This is a genomic window from Burkholderia sp. BCC1640 (genome assembly GCF_902833125.1).
In the GTDB taxonomy this organism is placed as follows: Bacteria; Pseudomonadota; Gammaproteobacteria; order Burkholderiales; family Burkholderiaceae; genus Burkholderia; species Burkholderia diffusa.
In genome coordinates, this window is sequence record NZ_CADFEF010000004.1 from 107686 (window position 1) to 125870 (window position 18185).

Genomic DNA, 18185 nt, shown 5'->3' on the forward strand with positions numbered 1-18185 from the left:
CCGGGCCGGCCGCCTCCCGCACGTCACTTCTGCAACAGCGCCTTCAGGCTCGCGAGCCGGTCCTTCGGCGTCATCGGCGCTTCCTCCGGCGTCGGCGGCGGCGCTTCGTCGAGACCCATCTCGGGGATGAAGCGCGACGGTTCGCACACGACCGTCTCGCGCGCCCGCTTGCGCTTCTTGCACCAGTTCAGGTGCAGGCTGCGCTGCGCGCGCGTGATCGCGACGTACATCAGCCGGCGCTCCTCCTCGATCCGCTCGTTGTCGATCGGGCCGTCGTCCTCGCTGCCGCCGCGGTGCGGCATGATGCCTTCCTCGACGCCGACCAGGAACACGTGCGGATACTCGAGCCCCTTCGACGCATGGACGGTCGACAGGCGCACCGCGTCCGGATCCTCGTCCTTGCCTTCGAGCATCGACATCAGCGCGACGGTCTGGATCAGGCCGAGCAGGTTCTTGCCGGTATCGGCGAGCCCGTCGGCGTTGTGGAAGCCGTCGGCCTCGCCGTCGACGGCCTCCGTCTCGGGCTTGGTGCCCTTGCGCTTCAGCCATTCGAGGAATTCGAGCACGTTCTGCCACTTCGACTGCGCCTGCCGCTCGTCGAACGCGTCGTACAGATAGGCCTCGTAGTGAATGGCCTCCATCATGTCGTCGAGCACGACGGTCGCGGGCTCCTTGTCCGCGCGATCGGTCAGGCGCTGGATGAAGTCGCAGAACATCCGCAGCGGCTCGACCTGGCGCGCGGACAGCCGCGCCTCGATCCCGCCCATGTACACGGCCTCGAACAGCGACACCTTCGCCTGCCCCGCGAACGAGCCGAGCGCTTCCAGCGTCGTGTTGCCGATCCCGCGGCGCGGTGTCGTGACCGCGCGGATGAACGCGGGATCGTCGTCGGCGTTCGCGATCAGGCGCAGGTACGCGCACAGGTCCTTGATCTCGGCCTTGTCGAAGAACGACTGGCCGCCCGACAGCACGTACGGAATCCGCTCACGCCGCAGCACCTGCTCGAAGATCCGCGCCTGGAAGTTGCCGCGATACAGGATCGCGTAGTCGCGGAACTGCGTGCGCCGCTCGAACTTGTGCGCGGACAGCCGGAACACGACCGATTCGGCTTCGTGTTCCTCGTCGTTGCACGGCGTGACGGTGATCGAGTCGCCCATCCCGTGCTCGGACCACAGCTTCTTCTCGAACAGCTTCGGGTTGTTCGCGATCACGTTGTTCGCGGCGGTCAGGATCCGCACCGTCGACCGGTAGTTCTGCTCGAGCTTGATCACGTGCAGCTTCGGGAAATCCTTGCCGAGCTGCGCGAGGTTCTCGAGCGTCGCGCCACGCCAGCCGTAGATCGCCTGGTCGTCGTCGCCCACCGCCGTGAACGCGGCGCGCGGGCCCGCGAGCAGCTTCAGCAGCTCGTACTGGCACGCGTTGGTGTCCTGGTATTCGTCGATCAGCAGGTAGCGCAGCTTGTTCTGCCAGCGGTCGCGCACCTGCTCGTTCTTCGCGAACAGCTCGGCCGGCAGGCGGATCAGGTCGTCGAAGTCGACCGCCTGGTACGCGTGCAGCGTCGCGACGTAGTTGCGGTAGACCAGCGCAGCCTGGTGCTCGTCCTCGTTGGCCGCGATCGTCATCGCCTCATCGGGCATGATCAGGCCGTTCTTCCACAGCGAGATGGTGCTCTGGATCTTGCGGATCAGGCCCTTGTCGGTGGTGCCGATCTGCTCCTGGATCATCCCGAAGCAGTCGTCCGAATCCATGATCGAGAACTGCGGCTTCAGCCCGACGTGCTCGGCCTCCTGGCGCAGGATCTGCACGCCGAGCGAGTGGAACGTGCACACGGTGAGCTGGTTGACGGGCACCTTGCGGCCTTCCTTGCCGGGTGTGGTGAGCGTCTTGCCTTCCAGCAGCTTCGACACGCGCTCGCGCATTTCGGCCGCGGCCTTGTTCGTGAACGTGACGGCCGCGATGTGGCGCGGCTCGAAACCTTTCGCTTCGATCAGGTGCGCGATCTTCTGCGTGATCACGCGGGTCTTGCCGCTGCCCGCGCCGGCGAGCACGAGGCAGGGACCGTCGAGGTAGCGCACCGCTTCGTTCTGAGCGGGGTTGAGGCCTGCGGACATGATGACGGATGATGTTGCGGTTGACGGCGGAACGCCGGGAGGATGCCGCGCGCGGCAGGCCTGGATTGCAGGCGGACACGCGGGGCAGGACGCGCATGTTAACACGTCGGCGGCGGCCGGCGGCTGACGATGCCGCCAGGTGGCGACGCGCAACACCGGCGGGCTTCGCGCCCCTTTTCCGGCACCCTTTTCCCGCATCCTTTCCCCACGCGCTTTCCGTGCGCTGCCCGCGTCGGCGGACGCACGCCGAACATCCGAACAGGCAGCAAATCTCCCCTCTGTTTGATCCATCGTCGCGCGGCCCCCGGCGGCAACATACGTGAAACGTCGGCGAGTACGCGCCGCCGCCCCTTCATTCGCCGTCATCGATTTCCGCCGCCATGAATGACACCGTCATCGCCGCTCCCGTCTCCGAGGCCGAGCTGGCCCGCGCCGCCGCGCTTCACGCCGCCGGCTCGCTTCAGGACGCGGAGCAGGCCTACCGCCAGATCCTGCAAACGCATCCCGAACACGCCGATTCGCACCTCCGCCTCGCGACGGTGCTCGAACAGCTCGACCGGCGCGACGCCGCGCTGCGGCACTTCCGGGCCGCGGTGGCGACCGAGCCGTCGCAGCGGCGCTACTGGATCGCGTGCATCGACGCGCTGACGCGCGACAACCAGATGGATGCGGCGCGCGCGCTGGTCGCGCAGGCCCGCACGCACGGCATCGACGCGCTGTCGCTCGAACTCGCGGCGGCCGATGCGCCATCGGCCTCCGCCGACGAGCTGGCGGCCGTGCTCTCCGAATTCATGAATACGCTCGCCGCGCTGCTCGACAAGCGGCAATTCGCGCAGGCCGAAGGCATCGCGACCCAGCTGACCGAATGGATGCCCGACGTCGGGCTCGGCTGGCGGGCGCTGGCCGTCACGCTGGTTCAGCAGGAGCGCCACGCGGAAGCCCTCGCGCCGATGCGCAAGGCCGCCGCGCTGATGCCCGACGACGCCGACACCCGGCAGGACCTCGCCGACCTTGAGGCGCACGTGATGCAATCCGCGCCGGCGCCGCAGCCTGTCGCGCTGCCCCTGGTGCCGAATGCGACGCTCTGCACGACGCTGCCGGGCAGCCGTCAGTTCCGGCATTTCGCGGGCGGCCTGGTCGCCACGGTGCCGGTGCTGATCCCGACCTTCAACAATCCGACCTATACGCGCCGGATGGTGGCCCAGCTGAAGGCGCGCGGCCTGCGCAACATCGTGATCGTCGACAACGCGTCGAGCGCGCCGGACATGCTCGCGTTCCTGGAAAGCGTGCAGGACGACGTGACCGTCGTGCGCCTGGATCGCAACGCGGGCCCGCGCGACCTGTTCCTGTCGGACGCGAACTACGCGCGCCTGCCGGACCTCTTCTGCGTCACCGATCCGGACCTCGAACTGAACGACGCGCTGCCGCCCGAATTCCTGTTCGAGCTGATCGACGCGACCGAAGCGTTCCAGACCGGCAAGGCCGGCTTCGCGCTCGACATCTCGCAACCGGAGCTGATGAAGGAAACGACGCTCTTCTGCGGCGACCGCCAATACACGACGCTCGAATGGGAGGCGAACTTCTGGCGCCACCAGATCGGCAGCACGGCGGGCGGCGACCCGATCTACAACGCGCCGATCGATACGACGTTCGCCGTCTACAACAAACGCTACTTCCGCCGCGACTCGCATCTATGCGGCGTCCGGTTCGCGGGCCGCTACACCTGCAAGCACGTGCCCTGGTACAAGGAGACCGGCCTGACGGACGCGGAGGAGCAGTACTACCGCGAACACCAGAAGTGGTCGAACTACCTGGCCTGACACACGGCGGCGGCGAGCATCGGCGCATCGCCGCGCCATGCGTGCAGCCGCCCTCTTCGCCCGACAACCCTGACACCTCGCGCCATGCTACCCAGAGTCAACCTCGTCAAGACCGACAACGCCGATTACCTGCTGTTCGCGACCCGGGACGCGATTTCGGCGAACCTCTATTACAACGGCTCCTGGGACGCATCGCTGCTGACCATCAGCCAGATGTTCTACGCGAACGAGGAGGCGCCGCTGGTCCTCGACATCGGCGCGAACCTCGGCGCCTATGCGGTGCCGATCGCCAAGAGCATCGCCGCGCAGGGCGGCATGGTCTACGCGTTCGAGCCGCAGCGCATCGTCTATTACCAGCTGTGCGGCAACGTGTTCCTGAACCGGCTCGAGAACGTGCACGCGTTCAACGTCGCGATCGGCAACCAGGACGGCATCATCCCGCTGCCCGCGATCGACTATTCGCGCTCGATCAACATCGGCGGCTTCTCCCTCGACGAGCAGTTCAACCTGCGCCGCAACTCGGTCGAGACCGTCGCGAGCCAGCAGCCGAGCGACGTGCCGATCGCCCGGCTCGACACGCTGAACTTCCCGAAGTCACCGTCGCTGATCAAGATCGACGTCGAAGGCCTCGAACTCGACGTGCTGAAAGGCGGCACGACCTTCCTCGAACGGCACGGCTTTCCGCCGCTGCTGCTCGAGGCCTGGAACCTCGAATGGTTCTCCGAAAAGCGCGCGGCGCTGCTCGACTACCTGAAGACGCTCGGCTACACGTGGTTCGCGATGGGCGACGAGCTCGTCGCACAGCATCCGTCGTTCGCGCGGCAGGTCAGCTTCGAGACGGGCGCCGACGGCGTGATCCGGATGAACCGCACGCGCTGACGGTTCGGCCCCGGCGCGCCGTCACGCGCGCAGGCGCTGCCTGAGCGCGTCGGCGGCCTGTGCGGCCCACGCGGCGCACGCGGCCGCGCCGGGATGAAAGCCGTCCGCCGCCATCAGGTGCGGCTCGAGCGGCAGCGCGACGCGCAGGAACGTGCAGCGCGGGTGCGTCGCGGCCCACTCGGCGAGCGTCGCGTTGAGCCGCTTCGCGCGCAGGCCGAGATACCACGCGAGGGGCTGCGGCAGCGCCGGAAAGCGCTCGATCGGCGGCACTGCCGACAGGATCACGTGCGCGACCCCGAATCGCGCGGCGAGCAGCTCGACGAGCGCCGCCTGCGCGGCACGCCAGCGCGCCGGCGACACGCCGCCCGTCACGTCGTTCACGCCGAGCGACGTCACCGCCACATCGAACGGCTGCGCCGGCTCGGCGGCAAGCCAGTCGACGAGCTCCTCGGCGGTCAGCCCCGTGCGCGCCAGCAATTTCCAGCTTACGCGGTGCGATGCCGCAAGCGCGCGGGCAAGCTGCCCCGACAGCGCGTCGCGCTGCGACGCGACACCGACGCCCGCGGCGGCCGAATCGCCCAGCACCAGCACGCGCAGCGGCGGCCCGTCGCCAGCCGTGCCGTCGCGCGGACCGGCCGCCTCGGCGAGCCGCGGCGTGACGCGGCGCACGCGCCGCCCCTGCATCAGCAGCAACGGGCCCAGGGCGGCGGTGGCAAGCGGATATCCCATGGTTTCGATCCGGTAACGGGGCAAGCAGGCGACGCGGGACGCGCCGGAACGGTCCCCATTGTGTCGGATTCGCACGCCGGCGGGCGCGATCCCGCCATTCGGCCGAGGTCATTCATGCGCATGCGCACCGGCTCCCTGTCCGTTCGGCCAACGCCCGCTCGCGCGCGTGCCGCCGTGCCACAATAGCCGTCCGCGCGGCCGGTGGCCGCAACGCTTTGCCCCCTCGTACGCAGCCAAGGATTGCCATGTCGTCATTGCTCAGGATTGGTTTGATGGGTTTCGGTTTCGCCGGCGCGACGTTCCACGCGCCCGTGATCGCCACGAGCGGCCGCACCGAGATCGCCGCGATCGCGACGGGCCAGCCCGATCGCGCGCGCGCCGCATACCCGGGCGCACGCATCGTCCCCGATCTCGACACGCTGCTCGGCCTCGACGACATCGACTGCGTGGTGATCGCCACGCCGAACGACACGCACTTCACGCTCGCCCGCCAGGTGCTCGAAGCCGGCCGGCACGTCGTCGTCGACAAGCCCGTCACGCTCACGGCCGACGAAGCGCTCGCGCTCGCGCGGCTCGCGAACGCGCGCAGCCGCCTGTTCGCGCCGTTCCACAACCGCCGCTGGGACGGCGACTTCCTCACCGTGCGGCGCATCGTCGAATTCCGTGAACTCGGGCGGCTCACGTATTTCGCGTCGCACTTCGACCGCTTCCGGCCGACCCCGCGCACGCGCTGGCGTGAGGAGCCCGCACGCGGCGGCGGCCTGCTGCTCGACCTCGGCCCGCACCTGATCGACCAGGCGCTCGCGCTGTTCGGGCTGCCGGAAACGGTCAACGCCACGGTCAAGACGCGCCGCGACAACGGCACGGCGCCCGATTTCGTGCACCTGCTGCTCGGCTATCCGGACAAGGACGTCGCGCTGCACGCGAGCGCGCTGTCGGCGATCGAGCCCGCGCGCTTCACGCTGCACGGCACGCGCGGCAGCTACCAGAAGTTCGGGCTCGACACGCAGGAAGACCAGTTGAAGGCCGGCCTGACGCCGGACCACGTCGAGTTCGGCGGCGGCAACCCGCCCGGCGTGCTGCGCGTGCTCGACGGCGAAGTCGAGGTCGAGCGGCCGGTGCCGACGCTCGACGGCCAGTACGCGGAGTTCTACCGTGCGCTCGCCGCGTCGGTCCACGACGGCGCGCCGTTCCCGGTCACGCCGCAGGACGCCGTCGACGTGATGACGATCATCGAGCTCGCCGCGCAAAGCGAGCATGAAGGCCGCCGGGTACCGTTCGTGCGCCGCAACGTCTGACGGCCGCCGGCCGGGTCGGTGCCGTCCCGGCCTCGGCCATCGCGTCGCGCCGCCCCCGGCAGCGACCACGCGTCAGCCGCCGCGACAACACGGTCCCGAACATTCCGTTACAAATGGTGCGGGAACGAAAGTCAGCGGTCGCCCGGTCTGATGCGTTTCTCAAAAAGTCGATCCGACACCAAACCGTCAGGAGAATGTGATGCAACGGTTGATTCGCGCAGCGGCATGCTGCGTCCTGGTTTCCTCGCTCGCGGCCTGTGTCGTGCAGCCGCAGCGGCCGGCCCGACAGGCGCCCCCGCCCCCGCCGCGGCCGAATCCGCAGGTCGTTGCGAACGATCGCCTGCTGGAGGTCCAGGGCCGGATCGACAACCTGCACCGCCGGATCGACGCGCGCGTCAACGGCGGCTACTACCCGCCGCCGTACGGCGCGCAGTTGCACCACCGGCTCGACGTGATCCGCCAGGAAGCGAGCGACATGTCGACCCAGCACAACGGCGGCCTGTCCGGCGACGAGCAGCGCGTGCTGAACCAGGAACTCGACACGGCCGCGCGCGCGATCGGCGAGTAATACCGGCCATGCCGGCGTCCGCCGGTGCCGGCAAAAGCGGCGGCGTCCCTCACGCCGTCGCTTGTCGCGAAGCGACATTATTTTGCTCAAATTGACAATGCCGACCCGCTCGCGTACAGTCGCCCGCACGCGTCGGGAGAGCGTGTGACCGCGTAGCTTGGCAACGCCGGTCGCGCCGCCGAAGGGGCACACCCGCAAACTCTCAGGCAAAAGGACCGACCGCGTCGGGGAATCCCGTCCGCGCTTCGCGCGGGCCGCACTCCCCGCACTCTGGAGAGCGGCAGTAGCCCGCTGCGCGATTGCAGCGCGGGCAGGCTGCCCACCGAAGGGGCGCGCGTTCGCCGGCTTGTGGCCGCGGCGCAATCTCTCAGGTATCGAGGACAGAGGGGCATGTATCGCATCGCTCGCAGGCACACGGCCGCGACGGTCGGCACATGGCCGTTCTGACCCGCGCGCAAGCGCCTTGCCTGAGGCCTCGATGACTGCACTGAATCAAACCCCGCTCAACGCCGCGCACCGCGCGCTCAATGCCCGCATGGTCGACTTCGGCGGCTGGGACATGCCCGTCAACTACGGCTCGCAGATCGAAGAACACGAAGCCGTGCGCACCGACGCCGGCATGTTCGACGTGTCGCACATGTGCGTCGTCGACTTCACCGGCAGCCGCGTGCGCGCGTTCTTCGAACACGCGATCGCCAACAACGTCGGCAAGCTCAAGACCCCCGGCAAGGCGCTCTACTCGTGCCTGCTCAATCCGCAGGGCGGCGTCGTCGACGACCTGATCGTCTATTACTTCACCGAAGACTTCTTCCGCGTCGTCGTCAACGCCGGCACGGCCGAGAAGGACATCGCGTGGTTCAACCAGCTCAACGAACAAGGCGGCTACGGCCTCACCATCGCGCCGCGCCGCGAATTCGCGATCGTCGCCGTTCAGGGCCCGAACGCCCGTGAAAAGGTCTGGACGACGGTGCCCGCCGCGCGTGCCGCGACCAGCGAACTGAAGCCGTTCAACGCCGCGCAGGTCGCCGGCACACCGTTCGGCGATCTCACCGTCGCGCGCACCGGCTACACCGGCGAAGACGGCTTCGAAGTGATCGTCCCGGCCGTGCACGTCGAAGCGCTGTGGGCCGCGCTGCAGCAAAACGGCGTGCGCCCCTGCGGGCTCGGCGCGCGCGACACGCTGCGCCTCGAGGCCGGCATGAACCTGTATGGCCAGGACATGGACGACACCGTGTCCCCGCTCGACGCGGGCCTCGCGTGGACGGTCGACCTGTCGGCGCCGCGCGAGTTCGTCGGCCGCGCCGCGCTCGAGCGCGACGGCTCGCGCGCCGCGTTCGTCGGCCTGATCCTGCAGAAGGAAAACGGCAAGGCGGGCGGCGTGCTGCGCGCGCACCAGAAGGTCGTCACGCCGCACGGCGAAGGCGAGATCACGAGCGGCACGTTCTCGCCGTCGATGCAGGAATCGATCGCGTTCGCGCGCGTGCCGGCGGCCGTCCAGGTCGGCGACATCATTCATGTGCAGATTCGTGACAAGCAACTTCCCGCGCGCGTGGTAAAACTGCCGTTCGTGCGCAACGGCAAGGTCCTCGCTGCGTAACGACCGAGAGGCGACCGGGAGGCCGCCTCCCGGGAAGCCGGGAAATGGCGCCCGGCGCAACCACACCCCGGCGCGCCTCGGCGGCGCGCCAGCATAACGAACACACCCTTTTATCCAGGAGCATCCGATGAGCAACGTCCCGGCCGATCTGAAGTACACCGACGAACACGAGTGGATCCGCACCGAAGCCGACGGCACGCTGACGGTCGGCATCACCGATCACGCGCAGAGCACGCTCGGCGACATCGTCTTCCTCGAACTGCCGCAAGTCGGCAAGTCGGTGAACGCAGGCGACGCCGTCGGCGTCGTCGAATCGGTGAAGGCGGCATCCGACATCTACTCGCCGGTGTCCGGCGAGGTCGTCGCCATCAACGAAGAAGCCGCCGACTCGCCGGAAGAAGTGAACAGCGACGCATACGGCACGTGGCTCTTCAAGATCAAGCTCGCGGCCGGCGCCTCGACCGACAAGCTGATCGACGCCGACGCCTACAGCAAGCTGATCGACTAATTTTCCCTACCCGAACCGCGCGGGACCGGCCAGCCGGCCCGCGCGGGACCAGAGTCACGCCATGAAGCTCGAACACCCGGACCGCCTGATGAACCGCACGCCCCTCTCGCTCGCCGCGCTCGAAACGCACGACGCGTTCGCAGAACGCCACATCGGCCCCGACGCCGCCAGCCAGCAGGCCATGCTCGACACGCTCGGCTTCGCGTCGCGCGCCGCCCTGATCGACGCCGTGATCCCGGCCTCGATCCGCCGCGCCGAAACGCTGCCGCTCGGCCCGTTCGCGCAACCGAAGAGCGAGGCCGAAGCCCTCGCCGCGCTGCGCGCCCTCGCGGACAAGAACCAGGTGTTCCGCTCGTATATCGGTCAGGGTTACCACGACACGCACACGCCGGCCGTGATCCTGCGCAACGTGCTCGAAAACCCGGCGTGGTACACGGCCTACACGCCGTACCAGCCCGAAATTTCCCAGGGTCGCCTCGAGGCGCTCCTGAACTTCCAGCAGATGGTCGCCGACCTCACGGGCCTCGCGATCTCGAACGCGTCGCTGCTCGATGAAGCAACGGCCGCGGCCGAAGCGATGACGCTGCTGCAGCGCACCGGCAAGCCGGCGTCGAACGTGTTCTACGTCGCCGACGACGTGCTGCCGCAAACCCTTGAAGTAATCCGCACGCGCGCGCTGCCGATCGGCATCGAAGTCAAGACGGGCCCGGCGGCCGACGCCGCGCAGGCCAACGCGTTCGGCGTGCTGCTCCAGTATCCGGGCGTGAACGGCGACGTGCGCGACTACCGCGCGCTCACCGAAGCGATCCACGCGGCGGGCGGCCATGTCGTCGTCGCGGCCGACCTGCTTGCGCTGACCGTGCTGACGCCGCCCGGCGAATGGGGCGCGGACGTCGCGGTCGGCAACACGCAGCGCTTCGGCGTGCCGATGGGCTTCGGCGGCCCGCACGCCGCCTACATGGCCGTGCGTGACGAATTCAAGCGCCAGATGCCGGGCCGCCTCGTCGGCGTGACCGTCGACGCGCAGGGCAAGCCCGCGCTGCGTCTCGCGCTGCAGACCCGCGAACAGCACATCCGCCGCGAGAAGGCGACGTCGAACGTGTGTACCGCGCAGGCGCTGCTCGCGATCATGGCGAGCATGTACGCGGTCTACCACGGCCCGCACGGCCTGAAGACGATTGCGCTGCGCGTGAACCGCATCGCGGCGCTGTTCGCCGCCGGCGTGAAGCAGCTCGGCTTCGCGACCGTCAACGACACGTTCTTTGACACGCTGACGATCGACACCGGCGCGCGCACCGCGCAGGTCCATGAATTCGCGAAGGCCAAGCGCATCAACCTGCGCCGCGTGAGCGACACGCAAGTCGGCGTGTCGGTCGACGAAACGACGACCCGCGACGACCTCGCCGATCTCCTCGCCGTGTTCGCGCAAGCCGCGGGCGGCACCGCGCCGGGCGTCGACGCGCTGGACGCGGGCCTCGCCGGCGTCGCCGCGCTGCCGGCCGGCCTCGAACGCACGAGCGCCTACCTGACGCACCACGTCTTCAACCGCCACCATTCCGAAACCGAAATGCTGCGCTACCTGCGCAGCCTGTCGGACAAGGATCTCGCGCTCGACCGCTCGATGATCCCGCTCGGCTCGTGCACGATGAAGCTGAACGCGACGTCGGAAATGCTGCCGGTCACGTGGCCCGAATTCGGCCGGATCCATCCGTTCGCGCCGGCCGAGCAGACCGTCGGCTACCGCGAGATGATCGACCAGCTCGAGCAGATGCTCGTCGCGGCCACCGGCTACGCGGCCGTGTCGCTGCAGCCGAACGCCGGCTCGCAGGGCGAATACGCGGGCCTGCTGATCATCCACGCGTATCACGCGTCGCGCGGCGAAGCGCATCGCGACGTGTGCCTGATCCCGGCATCCGCGCACGGCACGAACCCGGCGTCCGCGCACATGGCCGGCATGAAGGTCGTGGTCGTCGCCTGCGACGCGCAGGGCAACGTCGACATCGCCGACCTGAAGGCGAAGGCCGAGCAGCACGCGAACGACCTCGCGGCGATCATGATCACGTATCCGTCGACGCACGGCGTGTTCGAGCAGAACGTCCGCGAAATCTGCGAGATCGTGCACGCGCACGGCGGCCAGGTGTACGTCGACGGCGCGAACATGAACGCGATGGTCGGCCTGACCGCGCCGGGCCAGTTCGGCGGCGACGTGTCGCACCTGAACCTGCACAAGACCTTCTGCATCCCGCACGGCGGCGGCGGCCCGGGCGTCGGCCCGGTCGCGGTCGGCGCGCACCTCGCGAAGTTCCTGCCGAACCAGCGTTCGACCGGCTACGCGCGCGCGGAAGACGGCATCGGCGCGGTGTCGGCCGCACCGTACGGCTCGGCGTCGATCCTGCCGATCTCGTGGATGTACATCGCGATGATGGGCGCGAAGAACCTGACCGCCGCCACCGAAACCGCGATCCTCAACGCGAACTACATCGCGAAGCGCCTCGCGCCGCACTACCCGGTGCTGTATTCGGGCCCGGGCGGGCTGGTCGCGCACGAGTGCATTCTCGACCTGCGTCCGCTCAAGGAAACCAGCGGCATCAGCGTCGACGACGTCGCGAAGCGCCTGATGGACTACGGCTTCCACGCGCCGACGATGAGCTTCCCGGTGCCGGGCACGCTGATGGTCGAGCCGACCGAATCGGAATCGCAGGAAGAACTCGACCGCTTCATCGCCGCGATGATCGCGATCCGCGACGAGATCCGTGCGGTCGAGGAAGGCCGCGCCGATCGCGAGGACAACCCGCTGCGTCACGCGCCGCACACGGCAGCCGTCGTCACCGCGAACGAATGGCCGCACGCATACTCGCGCGAGCAGGCCGCGTACCCGGTCGCATCGCTCGGCACGAACAAGTACTGGCCGCCCGTCGGCCGTGCGGACAACGCCTACGGCGACCGCAACCTGTTCTGCTCGTGCGTGCCGATGTCGGAATACGCATAACGCCCGCGCGCACCGGAGTCCGGCCGTGACCACACCGCACGCAACCGCCGGTTGCGTGCGGTTTTTGCATTCGCCGCCGGCCCGATCGATTCACGCTTGCCCCCCAATCCGGCTAACATCACACGCGATCCAGCCAATCAAGGAGTTCCGCATGGTGCGTCCGATGTTTCCGGGCCATGGTGCAACGCAGGAGCGGCCGCGCACGCGCCGCTTCGTGCCGCTGCTCGTCGCGTCGCTGTCGTTTGCCGCCGCCGGCCTCGGCACGGCGGGCAGCGCGCGCGCGGCGATGAATTTCTGCGCGGCGCCCGCGTTGCAGGCGAGCGAGACGACGCAGGCCGAGCCGGGCGTGCAGGCGCTGATCCGCAGCGTCGACGCGCGTATCGGCGAGCAGCCGAAGGCGTTGGCGCGCGTGCACACCGAAGGCACGCTGCCGCACGAAGGCATCTACGACCAGAGCGCCGACGCGCTCAAGGACATGGAGCTGATGCGCGACGCCGCGCTCGCGTGGCGCGTGACCAATGCGCCGCGTTACCTGCAGCTCGTCGACCGCTTCCTGTCCGCGTGGGTGTCGACCTACCAGCCGAGCTTCAACCCGATCGACGAGACGCGCTTCGACAGCCTGATCGTCGCGTACGACATGACGGCGAGCGCGCTGCCGGTCAAGACGCGCAACGCGACGGCGGCGTTCATCGCGAAGCTGGGCGCCGGTTACGTCGCGCAGATCGACGCGCAGAAGCGCCCGCTCGCCGGCACCTGGCGCAACAACTGGCAAAGCCACCGGATCAAGCTGGTCGCGCTGTCCGCGTTCACGCTCGGCGACCGCAAGATGATGAACGCCGCGCAGCGGCTGTTCGTCGAGCATCTCGCCGACAACATCGGCCCGGACGGCAAGACCTGGGATTTCGAGGAACGCGACGCGCTGCACTACGCGGTGTACGACCTTCAGCCGCTGGTGACGGCCGCGCTCGCCGCGCGCCGCTTCAACCGCAACTGGCTGCGCGAGCGCGGCGCGAACGGCGCGACGCTCGCGGCCGCGCTCGACTGGCTCGTGCCGTACGCGCTCGGCGAAAAGACGCACGAGGAATTCGTGAATTCGCCGGTGCCGTTCGACGCGAAGCGCCGCGAAGCCGGCTTGCCGGGCTACACGGGGCAGTGGGACCCGAAAAACGCCACTGAACTCTTTCATCTGGCCGCGCGGCTCGACGGGCGTTATGCCCGCGTCGCGCGGCAGCTTTCCCCCAATCCGCCCGCATGGCTCGCCGCGTGCCTGCCATTGCAGGCGCGTTAGCACTATTCTCAAAGCAAGGCAGGAATCGAAATGGCAGTCAGCGTGTTTGACCTCTTCAAGATCGGCATCGGCCCGTCCAGTTCGCATACGGTCGGACCGATGCGCGCGGCGCTGATGTTCGTCCAGGGCCTCGAGCGCGACGGGCTGCTCGACGCGACAGCCAACGTGAAGGTCGAGCTATACGGCTCGCTCGGCGCCACCGGCAAGGGCCACGGCACCGATCGCGGCGTGATTCTCGGCCTGCTCGGCGACGCGCCCGACACCGTCGATCCCGACACGATCGACGCGCGTCTGGAGGACGTCCGCAAGTCGAAGAAGCTCGCGCTGCTCGGCACGCATCCGGTGCCGTTCGTGCTGAAGGAGAACATCGCGTTCTACCGCCAAGCGCTGCCCGAGCACCCGAACGGCATGAAGCTGCGCGCGTCCGACGCGAACGGCGCGGTGCTGGTCGAGCGCACTTACCTGTCGGTCGGCGGTGGCTTCGTCGTGACGGCCGGCGCGCCGAACACGAAGGTGCTGAGCGCGGCCGAGCAGATGACGCATCCGTTCCGCACCGGCGCCGAGCTGCTCGCGCTGGCCGAGTCGACCGGCAAGTCGATCGCGCAGCTGATGTGGGAAAACGAGCGCGCGTGGCACACCGAGGAAGAGACGCGCGACGGGCTGCTGAAGATCTGGGCCGTGATGCAGTCGTGCGTGTCGCGCGGCTGCGGGATCGGCAACCCGGAAGCCGACGGCAACCTGCCCGGCCCGTTCCAGGTCAAGCGCCGCGCGCCGCAGCTGTACCGCACGCTGACGGGCAGCCCGGAGCGTGCGCTGCAGGATCCGCTGTCGATGATCGACTGGATCAACCTGTACGCGATCGCGGTCAACGAGGAAAACGCGGCCGGCGGCCGCGTCGTCACCGCGCCGACCAACGGCGCGGCCGGCATCATCCCCGCCGTGCTGCACTACTACACGCGCTTCACGCCGGGCGCGAACGAGCAGGGCGTGATCGACTTCCTGCTGACGGCCGCCGCGATCGGCATTCTGTACAAGCTCAACGCGTCGATCTCCGGTGCGGAAGTCGGCTGCCAGGGCGAAGTGGGCGTCGCGTGCTCGATGGCGGCCGGCGCGCTCGCGGCCGTGCTCGGCGGCACGCCGCAGCAGGTCGAGAACGCGGCCGAGATCGGGATGGAGCACAACCTCGGCCTCACCTGCGACCCCGTCGGCGGGATGGTGCAGATCCCTTGCATCGAGCGCAACGCGATGGCATCGGTGAAGGCCGTCAACGCGGCGCGCATGGCGCTGCGCGGCGACGGCTCGCATTACGTGTCGCTCGACTCGGTGATCAAGACGATGCGCGAAACGGGCGCCGACATGAAGACGAAGTACAAGGAAACGTCGCGCGGCGGCCTGGCGGTGAATATCGTCGAGTGCTGATGCGGTGACGGCGGGCGGGCGCACGCGCCGAGGCGCGCCACCGCCCCGCTCGTTCCGACACTTTTCGCCGGCCGGCGCACCGGCGCCCCGCCGACAGGCGTAAGCTGTAGCTCCCGCTACCCAGGGAGACGGCAGCCCATGTCGCATTCCAAGGATCTCGAGCCGCGCGCCACTTCCGGCGCGCGACTGCTCGTCGATGCGTTGCTCGCCAATCACGTCGAACGCGTGTTCTGCGTGCCGGGCGAGAGCTTCCTCGCCGTACTCGATGCGCTGGCGGACGACACCGCGCGCATCCAGACGGTCGTCTGTCGCCACGAGGCGGCCGCCGCGAACATGGCGGAGGCGGTCGGCAAGCTGACCGGCCATCCCGGCATCGCGTTCGTCACGCGCGGACCCGGCGCGACCCACGCGTCGATCGGCGTGCACACCGCGTTCCAGGACTCGACGCCGATGATCCTGTTCGTCGGCCAGTGCGCGCGCGAGCACCTCGACCGCGAAGCCTTCCAGGAAATCGACTACCGCCGGATGTTCGGCCAGATGGCGAAATGGGTCGCGCAGATCGACGACCCGCGCCGCATTCCCGAATACCTGAGCCACGCATTTCACGTCGCGACATCCGGCCGGCCCGGACCGGTCGTGCTCGCGCTGCCCGAGGACGTGCTGTCCGAAGCCTGCGCGCCGCAGCCCGTCGTGCCGGCCGCGAAGCGGGTCGCGGCGTCGCCGTCGGCCGCGCAGGTCGACGAGCTGCGCGAACGGCTCGCGCGCGCCGAGCGGCCGTTCGCGATCGTCGGCGGCAGCGGCTGGACGCCCGACGCATGCGCGAACCTGCGCACCTTCGTCGAGCGCTGGCAACTGCCGGTCGCATGCGCATTCCGCTTCCAGGACACCTTCGACAACGCGCACCCGAACTACGCGGGCGACGTCGGTCTCGGGATCAATCCCGCGCTCGGCAAGCGGATCCGCGACGCCGACCTGTTGCTGGTCCTCGGCCCGCGCCTGGGCGAAGCGACGACCGGCGGCTACACGCTGCTCGACATCCCGAAGACGCGCCAGACGCTGATCCACGTGCACCAGGGCGCGGACGAGCTCGGCCGCGTGTATGCGGCCGATCTGCCGATCGTGTCGGGGATGCCGGAGATCGCGGCGCCGCTCGCCGCGCTCGAACCGCCGGCGCACCCCGCGTGGGCCGGCACGGCCGCCGACGCGCACCGTGCATACCGCGAATGGCATGCGCCGCTGCCGATGCCCGGCGACGTCCAGCTCGGCGACGTGATGGTGCAGCTGCGCGAGCGCCTGCCGCACGACGCGATCCTGACCAACGGCGCCGGCAACTATGCGATCTGGCTGCATCGCCACTTCGCGTACCGGCACTTCCGCTCGCAGCTCGCGCCGACCAGCGGCGCGATGGGCTACGGACTGCCCGCCGCGCTCGCCGCGAAGTCGCTGTATCCGTCGCGCGCCGTCGTCGCGCTCGCCGGCGACGGCTGCTTCATGATGGCCGGCAACGAACTCGCGACCGCGATGCAGTACGGGCTGAACATCGTCGCAATCGTCGTCAACAACGGGCATTTCGGCACGATCCGCATGCATCAGGAGCGCAACTATCCGGGCCGCGTGCACGGCACTGGGCTCACGAATCCCGATTTCGCCGCGTATGCGCGCGCGTTCGGCGCGCATGGCGAGACGGTCGAGCGCACCGCCGACTTCGCGCCCGCGCTGGAGCGCGCACTGACCTGCGGGCTGCCGGCGCTGATCGAGATCCGCATCCCGCAGGACGCCAGCACGCCGGCCGCGACGCTCGAGCAGATCCGCGAACAGGGCCGCCGCGCGCGCGGCGCATGACCGTGGAACGGCGCACCGCAGCGGCCGGCCTCGCGCTGTCGCGCGACGACGCGCTCACCCACCCCGGCACGCTGCTCGCACCCGACGGCATGCTCGTCGCGCCGTACGACCTCGAGCACGGCGGCGGCCCCGCGGAGGATCACGTGCCGGCCGCCCCGGCGCTCGGCCTGCTGCACGCCGCGCACCAGCCGTTCCGGCTCGACTACGACCGCACGACGGACGTGCACGTGATCAACGGAATGGGCGTCACGCTCGGCGACTCGGTGATCGGGCTGACCGCGCTCGCCGCGCTGCGCGCGATGCATCCCGGCCTGCGCTTCACGCTGTTCCGACCGGCCCGCGCGCCGCGCTACGTCGACGCGTTGTATGCGCTCGCGGCCGACGTCGTCGCGCCGTCGCGCGCGCTGCCGTGCGCCGCCGATGCGCTGCCCGCGCACGCGCCGTGCGTCGATCTCGGCAATCACCTGTATTGGCCCGCGTTCGCACGGCAGCCGATGATCGACTTCTTCCTGGACGCGCTCGGCGCCGATCCGGCCACGGTGCCGCCCGCCGCGAAGCGCAACCGCTGGCTCGCGCGGCTGCGGCTGCCCGCGCTGCCGGCCGAATGGCGGCGGCCATACGTGCTGTTCTGCCCGACCGCCAGCACCGCGGTGCGCAGCGTGCCGCCTGCGCTGCACGCGACGTTCGTCGAGCGACTCGCGCAGCGTTACGGGCTGCCGGTGGTCGGCTTCGGCCCGGTCGCGCATCCCGCCTACGTCGACGTGAGCCGCGACGCGGCCGACACCGCTCGCTTCATTGCCTGGGTCAAGGGGGCGAGCGTGCTGTTCGCGCCCGATACGTCCGCGCTGCATCTCGCCGACGGCTTCGACGTGCCGACGCTCGGCTGTTTCACGACGATCGGGCCGGCGCTGCGCGTGCGCGACTATCCACGCTGCGTGCCGGTCGCGCTCGACGTGCCGGTCGAATTGCACGGGCTGCATCGCAGCGAGCGACCGGACGATCTCGCGGCGGTCGAAGCCGCATACCGGGCGATCGACTGGGATGCCGTGCCGTGGCCTGCGCCGCGCGACGCGGCGGCTACGTCCGGATAGAAAAACGAAAATCGCCCGAAAAATCGGGCGTGCAGCGGCAGCCATG

The 18185-nt window shown here is 69.3% G+C and carries 13 protein-coding genes and 2 riboswitches; of the genes, 11 read left to right on the forward strand and 2 right to left on the reverse strand.

Translation table 11 applies throughout. The features are described from left to right. Positions 1 to 23: 23 nt before the first annotated feature. Positions 24 to 2111, reverse strand: coding sequence for a UvrD-helicase domain-containing protein (locus HWX25_RS06480; RefSeq protein ID WP_059531101.1), 2088 nt, complete (start codon positions 2109 to 2111; stop codon positions 24 to 26). A gap of 380 nt (positions 2112 to 2491) precedes the next feature. Here HWX25_RS06480 and HWX25_RS06485 point away from each other — a divergent pair, with 380 nt between their 5' ends. Continuing rightward, positions 2492 to 3931 (forward strand): tetratricopeptide repeat protein, encoded by a 1440-nt coding sequence (locus tag HWX25_RS06485; RefSeq protein ID WP_175907759.1) that lies wholly within the window; start codon positions 2492 to 2494, stop codon positions 3929 to 3931. Between the two features lie 84 nt (positions 3932 to 4015). Continuing rightward, positions 4016 to 4810 (forward strand): FkbM family methyltransferase, encoded by a 795-nt coding sequence (locus HWX25_RS06490; protein WP_175907762.1) that lies wholly within the window; start codon positions 4016 to 4018, stop codon positions 4808 to 4810. A gap of 21 nt (positions 4811 to 4831) precedes the next feature. On the opposite strand, the gene HWX25_RS06495 is transcribed toward HWX25_RS06490, so the two are convergent. Then, positions 4832 to 5539, reverse strand: coding sequence for an SGNH/GDSL hydrolase family protein (locus tag HWX25_RS06495; protein WP_175907764.1), 708 nt, complete (start codon positions 5537 to 5539; stop codon positions 4832 to 4834). 245 nt (positions 5540 to 5784) lie between these two features. Here HWX25_RS06495 and HWX25_RS06500 point away from each other — a divergent pair, with 245 nt between their 5' ends. From HWX25_RS06500 to HWX25_RS06540, 9 genes are all read left to right on the forward strand, one after another. Then, positions 5785 to 6837, forward strand: coding sequence for an oxidoreductase (locus tag HWX25_RS06500; RefSeq protein WP_175907765.1), 1053 nt, complete (start codon positions 5785 to 5787; stop codon positions 6835 to 6837). A 199-nt stretch (positions 6838 to 7036) separates the two neighbouring features. Beyond that, positions 7037 to 7405, forward strand: coding sequence for a hypothetical protein (locus tag HWX25_RS06505; RefSeq protein ID WP_059531112.1), 369 nt, complete (start codon positions 7037 to 7039; stop codon positions 7403 to 7405). Between the two features lie 123 nt (positions 7406 to 7528). Then, a riboswitch (glycine riboswitch) is annotated at positions 7529 to 7634 on the forward strand. Positions 7635 to 7665: 31 nt separating this feature from the next. After that, positions 7666 to 7799, forward strand: a riboswitch (glycine riboswitch). 84 nt (positions 7800 to 7883) lie between these two features. Beyond that, entirely contained in the window at positions 7884 to 9002 is a 1119-nt protein-coding gene (gcvT, locus tag HWX25_RS06510; protein ID WP_175907767.1) for a glycine cleavage system aminomethyltransferase GcvT, read from the forward strand. Positions 9003 to 9129: 127 nt separating this feature from the next. Next, entirely contained in the window at positions 9130 to 9510 is a 381-nt protein-coding gene (gene gcvH / locus HWX25_RS06515; RefSeq protein ID WP_057926424.1) for a glycine cleavage system protein GcvH, read from the forward strand. Positions 9511 to 9571: 61 nt separating this feature from the next. After that, on the forward strand, positions 9572 to 12499 hold the full coding sequence (gene gcvP / locus HWX25_RS06520) for an aminomethyl-transferring glycine dehydrogenase (RefSeq protein WP_059531117.1): 2928 nt from the start codon (positions 9572 to 9574) through the stop codon (positions 12497 to 12499). Positions 12500 to 12650: 151 nt separating this feature from the next. Then, a complete protein-coding gene (locus HWX25_RS06525; RefSeq protein WP_175907769.1) occupies positions 12651 to 13787 on the forward strand; it encodes an alginate lyase family protein in 1137 nt (378 codons plus the stop codon). Positions 13788 to 13817: 30 nt separating this feature from the next. Continuing rightward, positions 13818 to 15206, forward strand: coding sequence for an L-serine ammonia-lyase (locus HWX25_RS06530; protein WP_175907771.1), 1389 nt, complete (start codon positions 13818 to 13820; stop codon positions 15204 to 15206). A gap of 138 nt (positions 15207 to 15344) precedes the next feature. Next, on the forward strand, positions 15345 to 17048 hold the full coding sequence (locus HWX25_RS06535) for a thiamine pyrophosphate-binding protein (RefSeq protein WP_175907773.1): 1704 nt from the start codon (positions 15345 to 15347) through the stop codon (positions 17046 to 17048). Beyond that, a complete protein-coding gene (locus HWX25_RS06540; RefSeq protein WP_175907775.1) occupies positions 17045 to 18139 on the forward strand; it encodes an ADP-heptose--LPS heptosyltransferase in 1095 nt (364 codons plus the stop codon). Before HWX25_RS06535 ends, HWX25_RS06540 begins: the two co-directional genes overlap by 4 nt. Positions 18140 to 18185 lie beyond the last annotated feature (46 nt).

What these genes read in the sequence shown, in the direction of transcription:
- HWX25_RS06540 (WP_175907775.1), top strand. Translation starts at nt 17,045, where the DNA reads ATGACCGTGGAACGGCGCACCGCAGCGGCCGGCCTCGCGCTGTCGCGC.
- gcvT (WP_175907767.1), top strand. Translation starts at nt 7,884, where the DNA reads ATGACTGCACTGAATCAAACCCCGCTCAACGCCGCGCACCGCGCGCTC.
- HWX25_RS06525 (WP_175907769.1), top strand. Translation starts at nt 12,651, where the DNA reads ATGGTGCGTCCGATGTTTCCGGGCCATGGTGCAACGCAGGAGCGGCCG.
- HWX25_RS06480 (WP_059531101.1), bottom strand. Translation starts at nt 2,111, where the DNA reads ATGTCCGCAGGCCTCAACCCCGCTCAGAACGAAGCGGTGCGCTACCTC.
- HWX25_RS06505 (WP_059531112.1), top strand. Translation starts at nt 7,037, where the DNA reads ATGCAACGGTTGATTCGCGCAGCGGCATGCTGCGTCCTGGTTTCCTCG.
- gcvH (WP_057926424.1), top strand. Translation starts at nt 9,130, where the DNA reads ATGAGCAACGTCCCGGCCGATCTGAAGTACACCGACGAACACGAGTGG.
- HWX25_RS06495 (WP_175907764.1), bottom strand. Translation starts at nt 5,539, where the DNA reads ATGGGATATCCGCTTGCCACCGCCGCCCTGGGCCCGTTGCTGCTGATG.
- HWX25_RS06535 (WP_175907773.1), top strand. Translation starts at nt 15,345, where the DNA reads ATGTCGCATTCCAAGGATCTCGAGCCGCGCGCCACTTCCGGCGCGCGA.
- gcvP (WP_059531117.1), top strand. Translation starts at nt 9,572, where the DNA reads ATGAAGCTCGAACACCCGGACCGCCTGATGAACCGCACGCCCCTCTCG.
- HWX25_RS06500 (WP_175907765.1), top strand. Translation starts at nt 5,785, where the DNA reads ATGTCGTCATTGCTCAGGATTGGTTTGATGGGTTTCGGTTTCGCCGGC.
- HWX25_RS06530 (WP_175907771.1), top strand. Translation starts at nt 13,818, where the DNA reads ATGGCAGTCAGCGTGTTTGACCTCTTCAAGATCGGCATCGGCCCGTCC.
- HWX25_RS06490 (WP_175907762.1), top strand. Translation starts at nt 4,016, where the DNA reads ATGCTACCCAGAGTCAACCTCGTCAAGACCGACAACGCCGATTACCTG.
- HWX25_RS06485 (WP_175907759.1), top strand. Translation starts at nt 2,492, where the DNA reads ATGAATGACACCGTCATCGCCGCTCCCGTCTCCGAGGCCGAGCTGGCC.